The sequence below is a fragment of the Massilia brevitalea genome, from assembly GCF_030711405.1.
GTDB lineage: Bacteria > Pseudomonadota > Gammaproteobacteria > Burkholderiales > Burkholderiaceae_D > Telluria > Telluria brevitalea.
Genome location: NZ_JAULSI010000030.1, coordinates 42,374 through 63,154, shown reverse-complemented (window position 1 = coordinate 63,154; position 20,781 = coordinate 42,374). Strand labels below are relative to the sequence as shown.

Sequence of the window (20,781 nt, the reverse complement as noted above, 5' to 3'; positions counted from 1 at the left end):
AGGCGAGCCCACTATCGTGCCCGAGGCGTACAGTAACAACATCTTCCTGGTCGGCCTGATGGGGTCCGGCAAGACCACCATCGGCCGGCTGCTTGCGCGCCGGCTGGGCAAGCGCTTCGTCGATTCCGACCATGCGATCGAGGCGCGCACCGGCGCCTCGATCCCGTGGATCTTCGAGATCGAGGGCGAGGGCAGCTTCCGCCGGCGCGAGGCCGAGATGATCCGCGAGCTCACCGCCCAGGACGGCATCGTGCTGGCCACCGGCGGCGGCGCCATCCTCGACCCCGCCAGCCGCGCGCTGCTGGCCGAGCGCGGCACCGTGGTCTACCTGCGCGCCAGCATCGGCAGCATCCTGCAGCGCACCGCGCACGACAAGAACCGTCCGCTGCTGCAGACGGCCGACCCGCGCCGCAAGCTCGAGCAATTGCTGGCCCAGCGCGAGCCGCTGTACCGCGAGATCGCGCACCTCGTCATCGATACCGGCCGTCCTAACGTACAATCGATGGCCCAGACTATCCTAGAACAGCTGGACGCGCTCGAAGCCGGGCGCGCCCGGCGCGCGAAGGCGGCATCGATGACCCACCCGGAACACAACGCAACACAACTTACCCTGAACGTCGACCTCGGCGATCGCAGCTACCCCATCTCGATCGGCCCCGGCCTGCTGGCCGATCCGGCGGCGCTCGTGCGCCATGTCGGCGGCAACAAGGCGGCCATCGTCACCAACACCACCGTGGCCCCGCTCTATCTCGAGGGGGTGGCGGCGCCGCTGCGCGCGGCCGGCAAGGAGGTCGTCGAGATCGTCCTGCCCGACGGCGAGGAACACAAGGGATGGGGCTCGCTGATGGCCATCTTCGACGCCCTGCTGGCCAACAAGTGCGACCGCAAGACCACCCTGGTGGCGCTGGGCGGCGGCGTGATCGGCGACCTGACCGGCTTCGCGGCGGCCAGCTACATGCGCGGCGTGCCGTTTGTGCAGATCCCGACCACGCTGCTGGCCCAGGTCGATTCCTCGGTGGGCGGCAAGACCGGCATCAACCACCCGCTCGGCAAGAACATGATCGGCGCCTTCTACCAGCCGCGCGCGGTGCTGGCCGATACCGCTACCCTGGACACGCTGCCGCCGCGCGAGCTGGCGGCCGGCCTGGCCGAAGTGATCAAGCACGGCGCCATCCTGGACGGCGAATTCTTCGACTGGATCGAAGCGAACATCGCACGCCTGGTGGCGCGCGAGCCGGACGCGCTGGCGCATGCCATTGCCCGTTCCTGCGAAATCAAGGCCGACGTGGTGCGCAAGGACGAACGCGAAGGCGGCCTGCGCGCGGTGCTGAACTTCGGCCATACCTTCGGCCACGCGATCGAGGCCGGCCTCGGCTACGGCGCATGGCTGCACGGCGAAGCGGTCGGCTGCGGCATGGTGATGGCGGCCGATTTGTCGCGCCGCCTGGGCCTGATCGACGACGCCAGCTGCGCGCGCCTGCGCGCACTGGTGGCGGCGGCCGGCCTGCCGGTCGTGGCGCCGGACCTGGGACAAGCGCGCTGGATCGAGCTGATGGAAGTCGACAAGAAGAACGAGGGCGGGGCGATCAAGTTCATCCTGCTCAAGCCCCTGGGCAGCCCGAGCATCGCGAGCGTGCCGCAGGACCTGCTGCAGGCCACGCTGGCAGCCGGCATCGTGCAAGACGAGCAGCGATAAGGAGGCGCGCATGATCGACTTCGACTGCAACCTGGCCCCTTACGCCGCGCACTCCTCGCAGTCGCGCGGACGCAAGTTCGACGAACCGGCGCCCGGTTCGCGCAGCGAGTTCCAGCGCGACCGCGACCGCATCATCCACTCCACCGCGTTCCGGCGCCTGGAGTACAAGACCCAGGTCTTCCTGAACCACGAGGGAGACCTGTTCCGCACGCGTCTGACGCACTCGATCGAGGTGGCGCAGATCGGCCGCACCCTGGCGCGCAGCCTGCGCCTGAACGAAGACCTGGTCGAAGCCACGGCGCTGGCGCACGACCTCGGCCACACGCCCTTCGGCCACGTGGGCCAGGACGTGCTGAACGACTGCATGAAGGATTACGGCGGCTTCGAGCACAATTTGCAGAGCCTGCGCGTGGTCGACCACCTCGAAGAGCACTACGGCGCCTTCGACGGCCTGAACCTGACGTTCGAAACGCGCGAAGGCATCCTGAAGCACTGCTCGCTGAACAACGCACGCCAGCTGGGCGAACTCGGCCAGCGCTTCATCGACAAGACCCAGCCCAGCCTGGAAGCGCAGCTGACCAACCTGGCCGACGAAATCGCCTACAACAACCACGACATCGACGACGGCCTGCGTTCCGGGCTGCTGACGATGGCGCAGATGGAAGAAGTGGACCTGTTCGCGCGCCACCGCCACGCGGTGGAGGCGCAGTACCCGGGCCTGCCGGGGCGGCGCGCGCTGTACGAGACGATCCGCCTGATGATCACGGCGATGACGGCCGACCTGGTCGAGACCTCGGCGGCGCGCCTGGCTGAGGCGGCGCCGCGCGACATCGAGGACGTGCGCAAGGCGCCGCCGCTGATCCGCTTCTCGGACGCGATGCGTCTTGAAACCACGGCGCTGAAGCGCTTCCTGTATGCGAATTTGTACCGGCACTTCCAGGTGAACCGCATGCGTGTGAAGGCAAGCCGCATCGTGCGCGAATTGTTCGACGCCTTCATGACGGACCCGGTGCTGCTGCCGCCGGATTACCAGGTGGCCGCGGGCGATACCTTCAAGCAGGCGCGCAAGATTGCGGATTACATTGCGGGCATGACGGACCGGTATGCGATCCGCGAGCACCGGCGGATCTTTTCGCTCGATACGCTGTAGGGTGGGTACTCGTACCCACCATGACGATGATAAAACACACACGCGGTAGGCGCACGTAGAAGGTGGGTACGAGTACCTACCCTACGAATCAGAACAGGCTGGGCCGCCCCAACTCCAGCAACAGCTTCTTCACCGGCGCCGGCAACGCCGCCTCCTCGACCGCCGCCAGCTTCCACCACACAAACCCCGCCGGCGCCGCAGGCCGCGCAAGCGGCGTCACCTTGTGCGGGAAAATATGCAGCTTGTAATGCGTGAACACATGCACCAGCGGCAGCAGCGCCTGCACCTCGTCGAGCTCGCCAAACCGCGCCAGCGCACCCGCCATCACGGACGACGAAGGCGCAAACGAAGCGGGCATCGCATCCCCCAGCGCCACATGCCCCTCGACCTCGGGCAGCGACAACAACCCGCCCCAGATCCCGCTCCCCGGCCGCTGCTCGAGCAGCACCTCGCCATCGAACACGACCACCAGCAGATCCGCCCTTTTCTCTGGCGACGTCTTTTTCGGCTTGCGCACCGGCAGCTCCGCCGTGCGTCCGGTGGCATACGCCACGCAGCGCGCCTGCAGCGGACAACGCCCACAGTCAGGCCGGGAGCGCGTGCACAGCGTCGCCCCCAAATCCATCAGCCCCTGCGTGTAGGCCTCGATTCCATCAAGAGGCAGCAACGCATCCGCACGCCGCCACAGCGCTTCCTCGACCCGTTTCTCGCCCGGATACTGCTCGACCCCGAACACGCGCGCAAACACGCGCTTCACGTTCCCGTCCAGGATCGCCGAGCGGGTGCCGTTCGAGAACGCCGTGATCGCCGCAGCGGTGGAGCGCCCGATCCCCGGCAAGTCCGCCAGCAGCAAAGGATCGCTCGGAAACACGCCGCCATATTCAGCCACCACGCGCCGCGCGCAGGCGTGCAGGTTGCGTGCGCGGGTGTAGTAACCGAGGCCGCTCCAACAGGCCATCACGTCCTCGACCGGCGCTGAGGCCAAATCCTGCACCGTCGGAAAACGCTCCAGGAAGCGCGCGTAATAGCCGAGCACTGCGGCCACTTGCGTCTGCTGCAGCATGATCTCCGACAGCCACACGCGGTAGGCGTCGCGCGTGTTCTGCCAGGGCAGGGTATGGCGTCCGTGCGCGCGCTGCCAGGTGATGACCGCTTCCGAGAACGTCGGGTCGGCCAGCGTATCGAACTGGGAAAATTCCTTTACACGCATTACGCCGCCTCCAGCAGTGCCGGCTCGTCGAGCGCCGTGCACACGGCCGCGCCCAGGTCCTGCACCTGGCGGCGCTGGCGTTCCAGCTCGCCCTGGCGTGCCTCGAAAGCCGCGATCTTCTGCTCCAGGCTGTCGGTGGCGTCGTGGATGCGCTGGATCGAGGCCAGGCGGTGGCGCAGCTGTTCCTTGTGCTGGCGGATCTGGGTTTCGAGCGGCGCCATGATCACCTTCAGCCAGGCCTCGACGTCGGCATTCGCGGCGCGGAACACGCGCCGCACGCGCGAGGCGATGGAGTCGAAGAAGCGCTCCATCAGCGTCGCGCGGCTGGTCATGAGCAGGGTCGCGGTGCCGAACTGCTTCAGGTAGAGCGCTTCGATGGCGTCGATCTCCTCGCGGTAGCGCGCCAGGGTCAGCGAAGGCGGCGGCGACAGCGTCAGGCCGTGTTCGGCCGCGAAGCTGCGCACCATGGCTTCGGTGGTGGCGGCGATCTCGCCGACCTTGGCTTCCGAGGCGTCGAGCGCCGCGCGCGCTTCGTCGAAGAAGGCCCGCACCGGCGCACGCATGCCGGTGGCGAAGCGCGCCGCCTGCAGCGCCAGGCGCACGCTTTCGGCCTGGCGCGCCACGCCGTCCACGCCCAGCAGGGTATAGAGCTGGGTCGAGAGGGCAGCAAAGCGCGTGCGCGCTTCCTGCAGGCGCATGAGGCCGGCGTCGAAGTCCTTCCGCTCGGCCTCGATGCGGCGCATCATCAGCGCCAGCACGGCCTGGTTCTTGCCGCGCAGGCTTTTCAGTTCCTGCAGCTGCTCGACCAGGTCGCGCGTGCGTGCGCCGAGTGCCGCGCCGAGGGCGGTTTCGAGTGTGGCCAGGTCGTCGCGCAGCTGGCGCGCCAGAATCGTTTTCTTTTGCGGGATCAGGCTGTGCAGCAGGGCCGCTTCCAGCGCGCCAACGCGGCTGCGCTCGAACAGGTCCATGTCGCCGTGGATGCGCCCGACCAGCGCCTGCTGGGCCGATACCGGGAACACCTGGCCGATGTCGAGCCCGAGCTGCTGGGCCACGCCGTGCTGCTGGCGCGTAATTTCTGCCTCGTTGCCGGCGTCGTCCTTCAGCGGGTCCCACATGGCGTCGATCTTGTTCAGCACCACCAGGCGCCCCGGGCCGGCGCCGATGTGGGTGCGCCAGACGTCGATGTCGCTGCGCGTAACGCCGGTCTCGGCGGCCAGCACGAACAGCACCGCATGCGCGTTCGGGATCAGGTTCAGCGTCAGTTCCGGCTCGGTGCCGATCGCGTTCAGGCCCGGCGTGTCGAGGATCACGAGGCCCTGCTTGAGCAGCGGGTGCGGCAGGTTGATGATGGCGTGGCGCCACTGCGAGATCTCGACCGTGCCGTCCGGCCCCAGGGCGTCGGCGTGGTCCGGGTCGAGCGGGTCGTACAGGCCGTAGCCCTGGGCTTGCTCGCTGGGCACGCGGCGCGTCAGGCTCACCTGGCGGAAGGCGGCGCTCATGCTGTCGGGGGCGTCGAGGTCGAGCGCGATCACGGTCCAGGCGGCCGGGTCCTCGCGGTAGTCGGCGGTCGACAGATTGCTGGCGCGGGTGGCGATCGGCAGCAGGCGGATGCAGGGCGGCAGGGCAGCGTCGTACAGCAGCTCGGTCGGGCACATGGTGGTGCGGCCGGCGGCCGAGGGCAGGATGCGCTTGCCGTAGTCGGCGAAGAAGATCGCGTTGATCAGCTCGGATTTGCCGCGCGAGAACTCGGCGACAAAGGCCACCGACAGGCGGTCGTCGCGCACCCGCGCCTGGGCCTGGCCAACGCGCGCCAGCGTCGCCGCGTCGCCCAGTTCCAGGGCTTGCAGCGTGGTCCGGTAAGCATCCAGCGCACGCGCAATGGCGGCGCGCCAGGCGCCGTATTCTTGTATTTGTTGCATCTCTTCACCCGCTTTTCAGAATTTACCGCTGGCAGGTGGCGCAATAAAAGGTGGAGCGCTGGCCCTGCTTGATTTGTCGGATCGGGGTGCCACAGTTTCTGCACGGCACTCCAGCCCGATCATAGACGAAATAGGTCTGCTGGAAATATCCAGACTGCCCATTTACTGCAATAAAGTCACGCAGCGTGCTGCCGCCCTGCACGATGGCGGCGGCCAGGATCTCGCGGATCGCCTCGGCCAGTTTTTCGTAGCGCGCGCGGCTGATGCGCCCGGCCGGCGTCTTCGGGTTGATGCCGGCGCGGAACAGGCTTTCGCAGGCGTAGATGTTGCCCACGCCAACCACGATGTCGCCGGCCAGCAGCACCTGCTTGATCGGCGCGCTGCGCTTGCGCGTGGCGCGGTACAGCAGCTCGGCCGAGAACTGGTCTTCCAGCGGTTCCACACCGAGGCCGCGCAGCAGGATGTGCTGTTCCAGTTCGCCGTCGTCGACCGCATGCCAGAGCACGGCGCCGAAGCGGCGCGGGTCGTGCAGGCGCAGCACCTGCTTCTGGCTGCCATCGGACACGACGAGGTCGAAGTGGTCGTGTTTCTTCAGCTCGATACCGGGCGGCAGCACGCGCAAATGGCCCGACATGCCGAGGTGGACGATCAGCGTGCCGCTGGCAAAGCCCAGCAGCAGATACTTGCCGCGCCGCTTGACATGCTCGATGCGCTGGCCGACCAGGGTCGCGGCGATATGGGCAGGGAAGGGCCAGCGCAGGCCCTCGCGGCGGAACACGACTTCCTCGACCACGCGGCCTTCCAGGTGGGGCGCGACACCGCGCCGGGTGACTTCTACTTCCGGGAGTTCAGGCATGAAAATCTGACAAATACTTGTAAATTCGTGTTGCGGGCGCGCACGCGTTGCGGGGCTTGGGCGTAGAATCGGGACATCCTTCCCTATATGGACATGCTTTGAAAAACGCTTTCGTCATTGTAACTCTCTCCGGTGTGCTGGCGGCATGCGCTGTGGCGCCACAGCCGCAGTCCGGCGCGCCTGCCGGGGCGACTGCACAGGCCACGCCCGCCACGTCTGCCGCGGATGCGGACGCCGGGCAGCAGGCAGCCGAGGCCGCTGCCGAAGCAGCTGCGGAGGCCGAGAAAGCGGCGCAACTGGCGCGCTTGCCCAAGGTCGAACTCAGCAGCACCCTGCTGAACCAGCTGCTGCGCGCCGAGTTCGCCTTCCGCAATGGCGACTGGCAAGGTCCTTACATCACCATGCTGGCCCTGGCCCAGCAGACCCGCGACCCGCGCCTGGCGCGCCGCGCCGCCGAAATGGCCCTGGCCGCACGCCAGCCCGACGATACCCTGGCGGCCGTGCGCGAATGGCGCAAGCTCGATCCGGAGTCCGACGAAGCGACGCAATACTATCTGGGGATGGTTATCCTGTCGGACAATATCTCCGACGCAGAAGAAATCTTCAGCAAGCGCCTGGCCGGCTCGCCGCCCGCGGTGCGCGGCGTGGTGCTGTACCAGGTGCAGCAGCTGCTGTCGCGCGCCAAGGACAAGGAAGCGGCGAACGCCATGCTGGCGCGCCTGGTGGCCCCTTACCGCGATACGGTCGAGGGCCACGTGGTGCTGGCCCAGGCGGCGCTGGCGCGCGGCGCCCGGGAAGAGGGTGCGCGCGAGGCGCAGGCCGCCCTGGCCCTGAAGCCGGATTCCGAAATCGCCATGCTGACCCTGGCGCAATCGAGCGAAAACGAAGCGCAGGCCACGGCGCGCCTGCAGCAGTTCCTCGCCGCCAATCCAAAGGCGCGCGAAGTGCGCGCCGCCCATGCCCGCATCCTGGTCAACGACAAGCAGTACGAGGAAGCGCGGCGCCAGTTCCTGCTGCTCGACAGCCAGCAGCCGGACAATGTCACGACCCTGTACGCGCTGGGCGTGCTGTCGACCCAGCTGAACGATCCGCCGGCTGCCGAGCGTTATTTTTCGCGCTTCGTGGAAGTACTGGGCCGCAATCCCGACGATGAGCGCGACCCGTCGAAGGCCTTGCTGATCCTGTCGCAGCTGGCCGAGGAGCGCGGCGATCTGCAGGCCGCCGTCGGCTGGCTCGACAAGCTGCCCGAAGGCGACGAAAAGACCCTGTTCGGCGCCCAGTTGCGCCGCGCCCAGCTGCTCGGGAAAAGCGGCGACGTGGCGGCCGCGCGCCGTTTGCTGGCGTCGCTGAAGCCCGGCGAGCCGATGGCCCAGGCCCAGGTGCTGGCGGCCGAAGCGCAGGTGCTGCGCGACGCCGGCCAGGCCGAGCAGGCCTATACGCTGATGGGGGCCGCCACCAGGCGCTTCCCAGGCAATCCGGACCTGCTCTACGACTATGCGCTGCTGGCCGAAAAGACTGGCCACGTCGACGACATGGAAACCGCCCTGCGCGAAGTGATGCGACTGGCGCCGGACAACCACCATGCCTACAACGCCCTCGGCTACTCGCTGGCCGAGCGCAACATCCGCCTCGACGAAGCGCGCGCGCTGATCGAAAAGGCGATGGCCATGGCGCCGGAAGACCCCTTCATCATGGACAGCATGGGCTGGGTCCATTACCGCCTCGGCAACCTCGATGCCGCCGAGGGCCACCTGCGCCGCGCCTACAGCCTGCGCCGCGATCCGGAAATCGCGGTCCACCTCGGCGAAGTGCTGTGGCAGCAGGGCAAGCGTGCCGATGCCCAGAAGCTGTGGCTGGAAGCGCGCGCCAAGGACCCGCAGAACGACACCCTGCGCAGCACGCTGGCGCGCCTGCGCCTGTCCCTGTGAAATAATTCAAGAATACTCACAAGCGGCGGCGGACCTGTTCCGCCGTTTGTTTTTCACCTTCTATCCTGACCGATGCCGATCACCCGACGCCTATCCCTGTTTGCCGCAGTGGCTACCCTTGCTGCCCTTGCCGGCTGCGCCAGCGCGCCGCTGTCCCAATCCACCGTGGCCGATTACCGCGAGACCATCGAACTGAGCGGCCGCCTGTCGGTGAACTACCTGAAGGAAGGCCAGCCGGACTCGCTGACCGGTAACTTCACCTGGTCGCAGCAGCCTGGCCGCGTCGACGTCGCACTGTCCTCGTCGTTCAGCCAGCTCGCTGCGATCAGCGTCACGCCGCAGCAGGCCACGCTGACCCAGGCCGGGCGCGAACCGCTGGTGGCGCAAGACATCGACACGCTCACCGCCCAGGCGCTGGGCTGGTCGCTGCCGGTGGCCGGCCTGCGCGACTGGCTGCAGGGTTATGCGATCGGCGCCGACGGCAAGCGCTTCGCCGCTTCGCCCGCCAACAACAGCGTCTACACGCGCGACGGCTGGCGCCTGCGCTTCGCGGCCTGGCAGGACGACACGGCGGCCCGCCCGATGCCCAAGCGCATCGACGCCGCACGCACGACGGCCTCCGGCGAACTGGAAATCCGCATCTTCATCAACCCTGTTGCTCCATGAATTCGCTGCACGATTGCCCGGCCCCGGCCAAGCTGAACCTGTTCCTGCACGTCGTCGGCCGCCGCGCCGATGGCTATCACCTGCTGCAAAGCGTCTTCCAGCTGATCGACCGCGGCGACACCCTGCATTTCGACCTGCGCAGCGATGGCGCGATCCGCCGCGTCAATGACGTGCCGGGCGTGCCTCATGACGCCGACCTGGTCGTGCGCGCGCTGCAGCGCCTGGCAAGCGCTTTCCGGGAACGCCACGGCCGCGCCGTGCCCGGCATCGACGTGCGCCTGGACAAGGTGCTGCCCATGGGCGGCGGCCTGGGCGGCGGTTCCTCGGATGCGGCCACCGCGCTGATGGCGGCCAACCATTTGTGGCAGGGCGGGTTCAGCGATGAAGAGCTGATGGCAATCGGCTTGCCCCTGGGCGCCGACATTCCCTTTTTCGTGTACGGCGAAACCGCCTTTGTAGAAGGTATCGGCGAAGCCATGCAGCCTGTACAGGGGCCGGATTGCTGGTACGTGGTGATCGAACCAGGCGTCTCGGTACCGACCCCTGCAATTTTTAGCGCGCAGGATTTGACAAGGGATAGCAAACCCGTCAGAATAACGGACTTCCCTGAAGCGCAAAACATTAGCGGATTCGGAAGAAATGATTTGCAAGGAGTTGCTGTCAGGTTGTTTCCAGCGGTAGGGGAAGCGATCGAATGGTTGAGCCAATATGGCGCGGCCAGGATGACGGGTTCCGGGGCTTGCGTATTTGTTGCGCTGCCTGGCGAAGCTGAAGCGAACCATGTGCTGGGCCAGGTGCCCGACAAGTGGAAAGCGTGGAAAGCAAAATCGCTGGCGCGACATTCGATAAAAAAGCTCTTGCAAAACAGTATGTTGTAGAATAAAATTTTGCCTGTCGCAGCGAATGACGGTTAGAATAGTCAAGCAAAGCGGCAAGCTGTAAGTTGCGTAGGGGAATCGCCAAGCTGGTTAAGGCACCGGATTTTGATTCCGGCATACCAAGGTTCGAATCCTTGTTCCCCTGCCATTCGTTTTATCCGGCTGTCGATACGAACGTGTCCGGCGGATGAAATCGGCGGTACCGACCTAATCGGTACGGCTCTTAAAGCATAATCAGCCGGTATAGCCGGCTGATTGTTTTTCAAAAGTATCAACGCTCTTCTCTCAGGACTCCCATGGCTTACGAAAACCTGATGGTTTTTACCGGCAACGCTAATCCGGCGCTAGCAGAAGGGGTCGCAAAAAGCCTCGGTATTCCTCTCGGTAAAGCAGTCGTCTCGAAATTCTCGGACGGCGAAGTCATGGTCGAAATCAATGAAAACGTCCGCGGTAAAGACGTCTTCGTGCTGCAATCGACCTGCGCTCCTACCAACGACAGCCTGATGGAAATCATGCTGATGGTCGACGCGCTCAAACGCGCATCGGCCGGCCGCATCACCGCTGCCATTCCTTATTTCGGCTATGCCCGCCAGGACCGCCGCCCGCGCTCGGCGCGTGTCGCGATCTCGGCCAAGGTCGTTGCCAACATGCTGGAAGAAGCCGGCGTCGAGCGCGTCCTGATCATGGACCTGCACGCCGACCAGATCCAGGGCTTCTTCGACATTCCAGTCGATAACATCTACGCGTCGCCGCTGCTGCTGGGCGACCTGCAGAAGCAGAACTACGACGACTTGCTGGTCGTGTCGCCGGACGTCGGCGGCGTGGTCCGCGCCCGTGCGCTGGCCAAGCGCCTCGGATGCGACCTGGCGATCATCGACAAGCGCCGTCCAAAGGCGAACGTGTCGGAAGTCATGAACATCATCGGTGAAGTCGAAGGCCGCAACTGCGTGATCATGGACGACATGGTCGACACCGCAGGCACGCTGACGAAAGCCGCCGAAGTCCTGAAGGAACGCGGCGCCAAGAAGGTCGTGGCGTATTGCACCCACCCGGTCCTGTCGGGTCCTGCAATCGACCGCATCTCGAACTCGCCGCTGGACGAACTGGTGGTCACCGACACCATCCCGCTGTCGGCCGCCGCCGCCGCCTGCCCGAAGATCCGCCAGCTGACTTGTGCTCCGCTGCTGGCCGAGACCTTCAAGCGTATCGTCAAGGGCGACTCGGTGATGTCGCTGTTCGTCGACTAAGCAAGACAAGCATCATTGCGCGGCGCGCCCGGCTTCAAGCCCGGCGCGCCGTTGTACTGTAAGCAAAATCGAATTTTCTTGAGCACGCAGTCAGTGCTCAGCCATGCCAGCCCCTGGTCGCGGGGGCGGGCACAACCGGGAAATCGGGTGGGAACTTATCCCGCATGCGATCCCACACTTATGGAGTTTCACATGAAAGTAGTTGCATTCAACCGCACCCTGCAGGGCACCGGAGCGAGCCGCCGCCTGCGCAAGGCTGGCCAGACCCCAGGCATCATCTACGGCGGCACCGCTGCCCCACAACTGATCGCCCTGGACGGCAACGCCCTGTACCACGCGCTCAAGAAAGAAGCTTTCCACGGTTCCGTGCTGGACCTCGAAATCGAAGGCCAGGCCCAGAAAGTCCTGCTGCGCGACTTCCAGATGCACGCATACAAGCAACTGGTCCTGCACGCTGACTTCCAGCGCGTCGACGCTTCGCAGCCAATCCACACCAAGGTTGCCCTGCACTTCGTCAACGCTGAAACCTCGCCAGCCGTCAAGCTGAGCGGCGCGATCATCTCGCACGTGCTGAACGAACTGGAAGTTGCCTGCCTGCCAGGCCAACTGCCAGAGTTCATCGAAGTCGACCTGGGCGCCCTGGAAAGCGGCGGCTCGGTCCACACCGACGACCTGAAACTGCCAGAAGGCGTGACCGCGCTGACCCACGGCCAGAACCTGACCATCGTCACCACCTCGGTGCCACGTGGTGCAGCTGCTGCCGAAACCGAAGAAGCCAAGTAATTCTTCGGTGCTGCCTTCGGGTGGCGCAGTGCATGAAAAAAACCCGCTGCGGCTCGCGCCCGGCGGGTTTTTGTTTTCTCGCCCGGCACTGTTTCGGCGATAATCCTCTTTTTCCTGACGCGACCGCTATGTCCATCCGCCTCATCGTCGGCCTCGGCAACCCTGGCCCGGAATACGAACAAACCCGCCACAACGCCGGCTTCTGGCTGGTCGACAACCTTGCCAACAGCCTGCCCGGCTGCCGCCTGCAGCGCGAAAGCCGCTACAACGCCATGCTGGCGAAAACGTCCATCTCGGGCAAGGAAGTCTGGCTGCTCGAACCGCTGACCTTCATGAACCGTTCCGGCCAGTCGGTCGGCGCGCTGGCGCGCTTCTTCAAGATCAACGCCGACGAAGTGCTGGTCGTGCACGACGAACTCGACCTGCTGCCCGGCGTCGCCAAACTCAAGAAGGGCGGCTCCTCCGGCGGCCACAACGGCCTGAAGGACATCACCGCCGCCCTCGGCACGCAAGACTACTGGCGCCTGCGCCTCGGCATCGGCCACCCGCGCAGCCTGAACCTGCAGCAGAACGTCGCCGACTTCGTGCTGCACCGCCCGCGCCGCGAAGAGCAAAGCCTGATCGAGGAGTCGATCGACAAGGCCCTGCGCATCATCCCGCTCGCCGTCGAAGGCAAGCTCGACGCCGCAACGATGCAGTTGCATACCGCATAAACAATCATCACTGCTGCGTCTCCCGTACGGTGGGGTGTTTGAGGCCGGGGGCCTCAAACACGAAGTGCCCACGCGGTACGAGCGCCTCCTTGCACCACGTGCGGCAACGGTTCGCTCGCACACTATCTGGAGGCCGAACCTCCCGCATGCGGTACAACGCCTGCGTGCCAACACGTCGTTCCCGGACATGATCGCGCCCACCCTGCGATAATCGCTTGATGAGCGCCCTCAACTTCCACGCCGGCCCCCGTGCGCTGGCCCGCATCCGCAGCCACGGCCTGCGCGCCGCCGACATCGCCATCGTCCCCGCCGCCGCCGGCGGCCCGAAAGGCCTGGTCTTCCGCGACCTCGACCAATACGTCTTTGGCGAATGGCTGCCGTCCAGCCCGCGCGAACGCACCCTGATCGGCTCCTCGATCGGCGCCTGGCGCATGGCCGCCGCCTGCCAGCGCGACCCGGTACGCGCCTTTGCCCGCCTGGGCGAACTGTACGCCGGCCAGCGCTACACCAGCACCAAGCCCAGCCCGCAGCAGATCAACGAGGTAGTGCAGGAACTGCTGCGCGTATTCGTCAGCGGCCACGAAGACGACATCGTCATGCACCCAACCCACCGCCTGCACCTGCTGGCCGTACGCGGCAAGGGCGGCCTGGCTGCGCCCACGCACCGGCGCGCCGAGATGCGCGGCTTCGCGCAAGCGGCCCTGACCAACTTCGCCTCGCGTGAACGCCTGGGCGGCCTGCTCGAGCGCGTGGTGATCGGCGACGCCCGCGACGGCGCGCCCTGGCTGCGCAACCAATTCGACGCCTTCACCACCCACTTCGCCGCCCTCACGCGCGAGAACCTGGCCGCCAGCCTGCTGGCCTCGGGCACACTGCCCTTGATCATGCAGCCGGTCACGCAGATCAACGGCGTGCCGGAAGGCTATTACTGGGACGGCGGCATCATCGACTACAACCTGGCGCTGCCGTATGCGCGCGTGGAACAGCAGGACCCCGACGGCATCGTGCTGTACCCGCACTTCAACGAGCACATCGTGCCGGGCTGGCTGGACAAGGCTTTACCGTGGCGCCGCTGCGCCCGCGGCCCGAACCGCGGCTGGCTCGACAACGTGCTGATCGTCTCGCCGTCGCAGGATTTTTTGAAGACGCTCCCGCGCGCCAAGCTACCGGACCGGTCCGACTTCAAGTTCCATGGCCTGAACCACGATGCACGGGTGCAGGCCTGGAACACGGCGATGTCCGAAGGAGGCCGCTTGCGCGACGAACTGGCCGCCTTTGTCGAACGGCCCGATCCGGCGCGCCTGCGCGCGATTTGACAGCGGCTCGCGACCAGGCCCCCTGGCGCTCCCGTCCCATGGGATTTCGCCGCGATTTCAGCCAGCCATACCTGTTGCACCAGACAGGTCGAGACATGTCTTGCGCGCCTGTTTTTGCGGCACTCGCGCGCTGACCGGGTTACAATGCAGGGTTTCCGAGCTGTGGCATTACAGCTCATCATCATCGAGAGAAAGAATTCCCATGAGTCTCCAATGCGGCATCGTCGGCCTGCCCAACGTCGGCAAGTCCACCCTGTTCAACGCGCTGACCAAGGCCGGCATCCCGGCTGAAAACTACCCGTTCTGCACCATCGAGCCGAACGTCGGCGTGGTCGAGGTGCCGGATCCGCGCATGGCCCAGCTGGCCGACATCGTCAAGCCGGAACGCGTCGTCCCGGCCATCGTCGAATTCGTCGACATCGCGGGCCTGGTGGCCGGCGCGTCGAAAGGCGAGGGCCTGGGCAACCAGTTCCTGTCGCACATCCGCGAGACCGACGCCATCGTCAACGTGGTGCGCTGCTTCGAAGACGACAACGTCATCCACGTGGCCGGCAAGGTCAGCCCGATCGACGACATCGAAGTCATCCAGACCGAACTGGCCCTGGCCGACCTGGGCGCCGTCGAAAAGGCGATCCACCGCGAAAACAAGAAAGCCCGCTCGGGCGACAAGGACGCGGCCAAGCTGGTTGCCCTGTGCGAGCGCATGCTGCCGCACCTGAACGAAGGCCAGCCGGTGCGCACCCTTGGCCTGGACGCCGACGAGATGGCCGCCATCCGCGAACTGCACCTGATCACGGCCAAGCCGGCGATGTACGTGGCCAATGTGTCCGACACCGGCTTCACCAACAACCCGCTGCTGGACCAGTTGACCGCTTTTGCTGCCAAGCAGAACGCGCCGATCGTCGCGATCTCCGCCGCCATCGAAGCCGAAATCGCCGACCTCGACGACGCCGACAAGGCCGCCTTCCTGGGCGACATGGGCATGGAAGAGCCGGGCCTGGACCGCCTGATCCGCGCAGCGTACAAGCTGCTCGGCCTGCAGACCTACTTCACCGCCGGCGTGAAAGAAGTGCGCGCCTGGACCGTGAAGGTCGGCGCCACCGCCCCGCAGGCGGCCGGCGTGATCCACACCGACTTCGAACGCGGCTTCATCCGCGCGCAGACCATCGGCTTCGACGACTACATCGCCTACAAGGGCGAGTCGGGCGCGAAGGAAGCGGGCAAGATGCGCGCCGAGGGCAAGGAGTATGTGGTCAAGGATGGGGATGTGTTGAACTTCTTGTTTAACGTCTAAGCATGAGGTCGGAATCTGGCGGATTCCGGCGGACAACGAAGGCCCCGGCTCCCCTAGGATGCCGGGGCTTTTTTTATCCGTTCCTGTCCGGAACAGTCCGTTGCCATCCTGCGGAGCACCGGGTACGATACCGGGTACGTACCTAAATCTCTTAAGCGCAAAACCGGGTATGGATCAACTAGGAGATAGTGATGTTGACCGACACCCAATGCCGCAACGCTAAACCCAGGAGAAGCCCTACAAACTCCTAGACGGCAAAGGGCTGTATCTGGAGGTGAAACCAAATGGCGTGAAGGCTTGGCGTTATCGTTTCGAGTTGCGCGAGGGTGAGACCGTTAAGGAAAGCATGTTCGCGGTGGGCGACTACACCGTAGCCCCGCGTGGCGAAACTCCAGAGGAAGCCCAAGCAAGACGTGCCGGCAGTAGCTTTACTTTGGCATAGGCTCGCGACGAACGTGCTAAGGCACGCGCGTTGGTCAAACAGGGTGTCTGAGGTGTACTGTCAATAACGGGCACGCTTGTCTTAAGCCGCCTGCGGCTGTTCGCTGAAGGATTCGGCGAACAACGCTGGTTGAATCGCCACGAGTTTCCTAGACGCTCGCGAGCCGCTTGTAATACTGCTTTTCATACTCGACCGGCGACAAGTCATTGCTGGAGCTGTGCTGGCGCTTTGGATTCTAAAACATCTCGATATAATCGAAGACATCCTGTTTTGCTTCGTCCCCGGTGCCGTGAGTCTTGCGTCGGATTCATTCCCTTTTTAAGAGCTGGAAGAAGCTCTCGGCGACGGCGTTATCGTGGCAGTTTCCTCGTCGGCTCATGCTTTGCGTCAGGTTATGCTGGCCCAGGAAGTCGCGCCAGTCGTAGCTGCTGAACTGGCTGCCCTGATCGGAATGCACCATCACCGTATTCTTGGGTTGCCGTCGCCAGACTGCCATTAAGAGCGCATTCATCGCCAGCTCGCGATCGATTCGAGAACTCATCGACCAGCCAACCACCTGACGCGAAAACAGGTCCAGTACAACCACCAGATAAAGCCAGCCTTCATAAGTGCGGATGTACGTGATATCGGTCACCCAGACCCGATTCGGTTCCTGCACGTCGAACTGGCGCTGCAGATGGTTTGGCGCCACCAGCGAAGGTGCGCCGCCGCGTTTGTATTTCCGCTTGGCGTAGCCTGTTTGCGAACGAATCCCGGCCGACCTCATCAGACGGTGGACGCGATTGATGCCGCATTGCTCACCGAGCTCGCGCAGGTCGTCGCTGACCTTGCGGTAGCCGTACACGCTGCCGCTTTCCAGCCACGATTCCTTCATGGGAACCAGAAGGCGCTTGTCTTCCCTGGCGCGCTTGCTTTCAGGGTTCAGGCGCCAGGCATAGAAGCCGCTCGGATGCACCTCGAGCACTTTGCACAACCGGCGCACCGGGAATTGGTTCTGTAACTCAGCAATTAAGGCGTACCTTGCCCGGACGTCTTGGCAAAGTACACCGCGGCCTTTTTCAATATGTCACGCTCCTCCGTGACGCGCTTGAGCTCGGCCTTCAGGCGCCGCATCTCGTCGGACTGGGCATCGACAGCCTTGCGCTCCGCCTCAGGCACGCCGTAGCGCTTCGTCCAGGCGTAGAGGCTATGAATGCTTATCGCGAGCCGCGCCGCTACTTCGGTCGCTGGGTGACCGCCCTGCGCCACCTGCTTGACCGCTGCAATCTTGAATTCCTCTGTGTACCGCTTACCGCTCATATCTTCTCCTTGTGCCCGATATTATGGCTCAGGAGTGTCTACGATAGTCGTGGCGATTCAGCCAGGTACGGCATACAGGTTGCCGGTGTAGCGTTCGAGGGCATGCAGATAGCGACCAGAATTGGCATGGTCGCCGAAGTCCGGGCCATTGGCCAGCGTGCGATTCTTGGTGAAGGCATCAGTCAGCAGGGCTGGTTCGCTTTGTATCCCAGCCAGCACAGAGCGACGGGCCCCGCGAAGCTGAGTGTACGCGGTATCAGATAGGCTCGTGGCCAATGGGCCCTGCATGGCGACATTGGTGCCACCGCTAGCCTTGGCGCAGCAGCAGGGGACCACGATGAGAGTACTGGCGTCGACTGTCGGGTGCATGACCGGTTCTCCAAGATGTGTTGTTGATATCTGGCTTTCCACTGCTGTCGGGCGACGAAAACAACTGTCATAATGGAGTCTTTTCCTGTGGGAATCTTAACTTTTTTGCTACTGCAAATTCAAGCTCTGTCGTCGATAGATGGGCGATAGGAGCTGGGCGATACGTAGGCATCAGTCCCATAAATGAAGGGCTTCTATCACCCCCAAGCGATAAAAGCCGGAAGATAAACGAAATCACCTTGCCGCAGCAACCCAATATTCTTGGGCTCGTGCCTCACGCTTGAGCCCAGGTCAACGAACTAAAACTGGATTTTTGACGATGACAAGTATTCAACAACGCGCCGAACTGCAACGCCGAATCTGGCAAATCGCTAACGATGTACGTGGCGCTGTCGACGGCTGGGATTTCAAGCAATACGTGCTCGGCACCCTGTTCTATCGCTTCATCAGCGAAAACTTTGCGGCATACATCGAAGGCGGCGATGACGGCATCAACTACGCAGATCTGCCCGACAGTGTCATCACCCCAGAAATCAAAGACGACGCCATCAAGACCAAGGGCTATTTCATCTACCCCAGCCAGCTATTTGCAAAGGTGGCTGCTGGCGCCAACGCCAACGAGAGCTTAAATACTGATCTAGCCACCATTTTTACCGCCATTGAAGCATCCGCCAACGGCTACCCCTCCGAGCGCGACATCAAAGGCCTGTTTGCGGATTTCGACACCACCAGCAATCGTCTGGGCAACACCGTCAAAGACAAGAACGATCGCCTGTCCAAAGTGCTCAAACGCGTGGCTGAGCTGGACTTCGGCAGTTTCGACGCCAGCCACATCGATTTGTTCGGTGACGCCTACGAATTCCTAATTTCGAATTATGCGGCGAACGCCGGCAAGTCGGGCGGCGAGTTTTTCACGCCGCAGCATGTGTCCAAGCTGATCGCACAGCTTGCAATGCACAAGCAAACCAGCGTCAACAAGATTTATGACCCCGCCTGTGGCTCGGGCTCGCTGCTACTGCAGGGCAAGAAGCACTTCGATCAGCACCTGATCGAAGACGGCTTCTTTGGACAAGAAATCAACCACACCACGTACAACTTGGCGCGGATGAACATGTTCTTACACAACGTGAACTACGACAAGTTCAACATTCAGCTGGGCAACACTTTGATCGAACCGCATTTTGGCGAAGATAAACCTTTTGACGCCATCGTCTCCAATCCGCCGTACTCCGTGAAATGGACAGGCTCCGACGACCCCACGCTGATCAACGATGAGCGCTTTGCTCCGGCCGGTGTGCTCGCGCCCAAATCGAAGGCCGACTTTGCCTTTGTGCTGCATGCGCTCAGCTACCTTTCCAACAAAGGCCGCGCTGCGATTGTCTGCTTCCCCGGCATCTTCTATCGGGGCGGGGCCGAGCAGAAAATCCGCCAGTATCTGGTCGACAACAATTACGTTGAAACCGTTATCTCGCTCGCGCCCAACCTCTTTTATGGCACCACCATCGCCGTGAACATTCTGGTACTAGCCAAAAACAAAAAAGACACCACCACACAGTTCATCGATGCCAGCGGGCTATTCAAGAAAGAAACCAATAACAACGTGCTGTTGGATGCGCATATCAAGCAAATCATGGCAGTGTTCGACAGCAAGGAGAACGTTAATCACTTTGCCAAATCAGTTCCGTTAGAGGAAGTGGTTGCTAAGGAATACAACCTGTCGGTTAGCAGCTATGTTGAAACCAAAGACAACCGCGAGGTGGTAGAGATCGTCCAGCTAAACGCCGAGCTGAAAACAACGGTTGCGAAGATTGACCAGCTGCGCAAAGACATTGATGCCATCGTCGCTGAAATTGAAGGTGAGGAGCAGGAGGTATGAGCAGCGTGAACTTCTTGGACAAGTTGTTAGATGGTGTGACTGTAGAGTGGAAGCTACTTGGAGACGTCTGCAGAATCGAAACGGGAAAATTAAATGCAAATGCAGCGGTTGAAGATGGTTCATTTATGTTTTTTACAACGGCCAAGGAAACAAGCAGAATCGACAGATATCGTTGGGACACAGAAGCATTGCTAATAGCAGGAAATGCTAACGTTGGCGAAGTAAAACATTATACTGGCAAGTTCGAGGCTTACCAGCGTACTTATGTGCTAACAAATTTTGCCAAAAATGTAAGCGTTAGATATTTGTATTTTGTACTTACTCATAGTTTGAAAAAATATCTTGAGGAAAAAACGAACAGCGCGGCAATGACATATATCGTGTTGTCAACCTTAGAGAATTTCCCCATCCCCATCCCCTGCCCATACGCCCCCCAAACTTCGCTGAAAATTCAAGCCAAAATCGTCCGCATCCTGGACGCATTCACCAAACTGACCGCCGAGCTGACCGCCGAGCTGACCACTCGTAAAAAACAATACAATTACTATCGTGATCAGTTGTTAAGTTTTGAAGAGGGATATGTGGAGTGGAAGGCGCTTGGGGTTCTTGCAGAAAATCTCGATTCAATGCGAAAGCCAATCACGAGTGGACTAAGAGAGCCAGGTGATATTCCATATTACGGAGCGTCGGGAATCGTTGACTATGTCAAAGACTACATCTTTGATTGCGACCTTTTGCTTGTTTCCGAAGATGGGGCGAATTTGTTGGCGCGAAACACCCCAATCGCATTTAGTATCAGTGGAAAGAGCTGGGTGAATAATCATGCTCACGTACTGAAATTCAAAACATACGCTGAGCGCAAGTACGTTGAATATTACTTGAATAGTATCGACCTCACGCCCTATATCTCCGGGGCGGCGCAGCCAAAACTGAATAAGAAGAGCCTCGAAAGCATTCGCATCCCGGATCCGCCTCCAAAGGAGAAAAAGAGAATCGTCGACATCTTGGATAAATTCGATGCCTTGACTAGCTCTACCAGTGACGGTTTGCCTCGCGAAATCCAGTTACGCCAGAAGCAATACGAGCATTACCGCAATCTGCTGCTGAGCTTCCCGAATCCAAAGGCAGAGGGGGTATAA

17 protein-coding genes, 1 tRNA gene and 1 pseudogene are annotated in these 20,781 nt (G+C 62.7%); 14 read left to right on the top strand and 5 right to left on the bottom strand.

What is annotated here, in order from left to right:
• Positions 1-58 precede the first annotated feature (58 nt).
• Both aroKB and QWL29_RS18545 read left to right on the top strand, forming a co-directional pair.
• Positions 59-1,696 (top strand): bifunctional shikimate kinase/3-dehydroquinate synthase AroKB, encoded by a 1,638-nt coding sequence (gene aroKB / locus QWL29_RS18550; RefSeq protein ID WP_370663717.1) that lies wholly within the window; start codon positions 59-61, stop codon positions 1,694-1,696.
• A 10-nt stretch (positions 1,697-1,706) separates the two neighbouring features.
• Positions 1,707-2,846, top strand: a complete 1,140-nt coding sequence (locus QWL29_RS18545) for a deoxyguanosinetriphosphate triphosphohydrolase (protein ID WP_305824356.1) — start codon at positions 1,707-1,709, stop codon at positions 2,844-2,846.
• An 88-nt stretch (positions 2,847-2,934) separates the two neighbouring features.
• Here the strand turns inward: QWL29_RS18545 and mutY are convergent, their stop codons facing one another.
• The 3 genes from mutY to mutM are packed head-to-tail and all read right to left on the bottom strand — an operon-like array spanning position 2,935 to position 6,831.
• Positions 2,935-4,056 (bottom strand): A/G-specific adenine glycosylase, encoded by a 1,122-nt coding sequence (gene mutY / locus QWL29_RS18540; protein ID WP_305824355.1) that lies wholly within the window; start codon positions 4,054-4,056, stop codon positions 2,935-2,937.
• Positions 4,056-5,975: a dynamin family protein gene (locus QWL29_RS18535; protein ID WP_305824354.1), complete on the bottom strand. Its 1,920-nt coding sequence runs from the start codon at positions 5,973-5,975 to the stop codon at positions 4,056-4,058. The genes mutY and QWL29_RS18535 overlap by 1 nt, the downstream gene beginning before the upstream one ends.
• 22 nt (positions 5,976-5,997) lie before the next feature.
• Positions 5,998-6,831: a bifunctional DNA-formamidopyrimidine glycosylase/DNA-(apurinic or apyrimidinic site) lyase gene (gene mutM, locus QWL29_RS18530; protein WP_305824353.1), complete on the bottom strand. Its 834-nt coding sequence runs from the start codon at positions 6,829-6,831 to the stop codon at positions 5,998-6,000.
• Positions 6,832-6,983: 152 nt separating this feature from the next.
• On the opposite strand from mutM, the gene QWL29_RS18525 reads away from it, so the two are divergent.
• The 10 genes from QWL29_RS18525 (at position 6,984) to QWL29_RS18480 (ending at position 16,098) form a co-directional block, all read left to right on the top strand.
• Positions 6,984-8,759 (top strand): tetratricopeptide repeat protein, encoded by a 1,776-nt coding sequence (locus QWL29_RS18525; protein ID WP_305824352.1) that lies wholly within the window; start codon positions 6,984-6,986, stop codon positions 8,757-8,759.
• 108 nt (positions 8,760-8,867) lie between these two features.
• Positions 8,868-9,425 carry an outer membrane lipoprotein LolB gene (locus tag QWL29_RS18520; protein ID WP_305824351.1) on the top strand — a complete coding sequence of 186 codons (558 nt, stop codon included), beginning with the start codon at positions 8,868-8,870 and terminating at the stop codon, positions 9,423-9,425.
• Positions 9,422-10,303, top strand: a complete 882-nt coding sequence (gene ispE, locus QWL29_RS18515) for a 4-(cytidine 5'-diphospho)-2-C-methyl-D-erythritol kinase (protein WP_305824350.1) — start codon at positions 9,422-9,424, stop codon at positions 10,301-10,303. Before QWL29_RS18520 ends, ispE begins: the two co-directional genes overlap by 4 nt.
• Before the next feature lie 71 nt (positions 10,304-10,374).
• Positions 10,375-10,451 (top strand) — tRNA-Gln (locus tag QWL29_RS18510).
• Between the two features lie 148 nt (positions 10,452-10,599).
• On the top strand, positions 10,600-11,550 hold the full coding sequence (locus tag QWL29_RS18505; RefSeq protein ID WP_229437725.1) for a ribose-phosphate pyrophosphokinase: 951 nt from the start codon (positions 10,600-10,602) through the stop codon (positions 11,548-11,550).
• A 192-nt stretch (positions 11,551-11,742) separates the two neighbouring features.
• Complete coding sequence (locus tag QWL29_RS18500; protein WP_305824349.1) at positions 11,743-12,333, top strand: 50S ribosomal protein L25/general stress protein Ctc; 591 nt, start codon at positions 11,743-11,745, stop codon at positions 12,331-12,333.
• A gap of 128 nt (positions 12,334-12,461) precedes the next feature.
• The gene (gene pth, locus QWL29_RS18495) at positions 12,462-13,046 is read left to right on the top strand and encodes an aminoacyl-tRNA hydrolase (RefSeq protein ID WP_305824348.1); all 585 of its coding nucleotides are present in this window, start codon (positions 12,462-12,464) and stop codon (positions 13,044-13,046) included.
• A gap of 218 nt (positions 13,047-13,264) precedes the next feature.
• Positions 13,265-14,362 carry a patatin-like phospholipase family protein gene (locus tag QWL29_RS18490; protein WP_305824347.1) on the top strand — a complete coding sequence of 366 codons (1,098 nt, stop codon included), beginning with the start codon at positions 13,265-13,267 and terminating at the stop codon, positions 14,360-14,362.
• Between the two features lie 202 nt (positions 14,363-14,564).
• A complete protein-coding gene (gene ychF / locus QWL29_RS18485; protein ID WP_305824346.1) occupies positions 14,565-15,656 on the top strand; it encodes a redox-regulated ATPase YchF in 1,092 nt (363 codons plus the stop codon).
• Positions 15,657-15,930: 274 nt separating this feature from the next.
• Complete coding sequence (locus tag QWL29_RS18480) at positions 15,931-16,098, top strand: hypothetical protein (protein ID WP_370663715.1); 168 nt, start codon at positions 15,931-15,933, stop codon at positions 16,096-16,098.
• Between the two features lie 148 nt (positions 16,099-16,246).
• Here the strand turns inward: QWL29_RS18480 and QWL29_RS18475 are convergent.
• Positions 16,247-17,397, bottom strand: a pseudogene (locus QWL29_RS18475) (IS3 family transposase).
• Between the two features lie 57 nt (positions 17,398-17,454).
• Entirely contained in the window at positions 17,455-17,766 is a 312-nt protein-coding gene (locus QWL29_RS18470) for a hypothetical protein (protein WP_305824345.1), read from the bottom strand.
• A 319-nt stretch (positions 17,767-18,085) separates the two neighbouring features.
• On the opposite strand from QWL29_RS18470, the gene QWL29_RS18465 reads away from it, so the two are divergent.
• Together QWL29_RS18465 and QWL29_RS18460 are read left to right on the top strand one after the other, a co-directional pair.
• Entirely contained in the window at positions 18,086-19,642 is a 1,557-nt protein-coding gene (locus tag QWL29_RS18465) for a type I restriction-modification system subunit M (RefSeq protein ID WP_305824344.1), read from the top strand.
• Positions 19,639-20,781, top strand: a complete 1,143-nt coding sequence (locus tag QWL29_RS18460; protein ID WP_305824343.1) for a restriction endonuclease subunit S — start codon at positions 19,639-19,641, stop codon at positions 20,779-20,781. The genes QWL29_RS18465 and QWL29_RS18460 overlap by 4 nt, the downstream gene beginning before the upstream one ends.

Bases quoted from the DNA above. Each gene is read 5' to 3' on its own strand.
- aroKB (WP_370663717.1), top strand. From the start codon at position 59: ATGGGGTCCGGCAAGACCACCATCGGCCGGCTGCTTGCGCGCCGGCTG.
- QWL29_RS18545 (WP_305824356.1), top strand. From the start codon at position 1,707: ATGATCGACTTCGACTGCAACCTGGCCCCTTACGCCGCGCACTCCTCG.
- mutY (WP_305824355.1), bottom strand. From the start codon at position 4,056: ATGCGTGTAAAGGAATTTTCCCAGTTCGATACGCTGGCCGACCCGACG.
- QWL29_RS18535 (WP_305824354.1), bottom strand. From the start codon at position 5,975: ATGCAACAAATACAAGAATACGGCGCCTGGCGCGCCGCCATTGCGCGT.
- mutM (WP_305824353.1), bottom strand. From the start codon at position 6,831: ATGCCTGAACTCCCGGAAGTAGAAGTCACCCGGCGCGGTGTCGCGCCC.
- ispE (WP_305824350.1), top strand. From the start codon at position 9,422: ATGAATTCGCTGCACGATTGCCCGGCCCCGGCCAAGCTGAACCTGTTC.
- QWL29_RS18505 (WP_229437725.1), top strand. From the start codon at position 10,600: ATGGCTTACGAAAACCTGATGGTTTTTACCGGCAACGCTAATCCGGCG.
- QWL29_RS18500 (WP_305824349.1), top strand. From the start codon at position 11,743: ATGAAAGTAGTTGCATTCAACCGCACCCTGCAGGGCACCGGAGCGAGC.
- pth (WP_305824348.1), top strand. From the start codon at position 12,462: ATGTCCATCCGCCTCATCGTCGGCCTCGGCAACCCTGGCCCGGAATAC.
- QWL29_RS18490 (WP_305824347.1), top strand. From the start codon at position 13,265: ATGAGCGCCCTCAACTTCCACGCCGGCCCCCGTGCGCTGGCCCGCATC.
- ychF (WP_305824346.1), top strand. From the start codon at position 14,565: ATGAGTCTCCAATGCGGCATCGTCGGCCTGCCCAACGTCGGCAAGTCC.
- QWL29_RS18470 (WP_305824345.1), bottom strand. From the start codon at position 17,766: ATGCACCCGACAGTCGACGCCAGTACTCTCATCGTGGTCCCCTGCTGC.
- QWL29_RS18465 (WP_305824344.1), top strand. From the start codon at position 18,086: ATGACAAGTATTCAACAACGCGCCGAACTGCAACGCCGAATCTGGCAA.
- QWL29_RS18460 (WP_305824343.1), top strand. From the start codon at position 19,639: ATGAGCAGCGTGAACTTCTTGGACAAGTTGTTAGATGGTGTGACTGTA.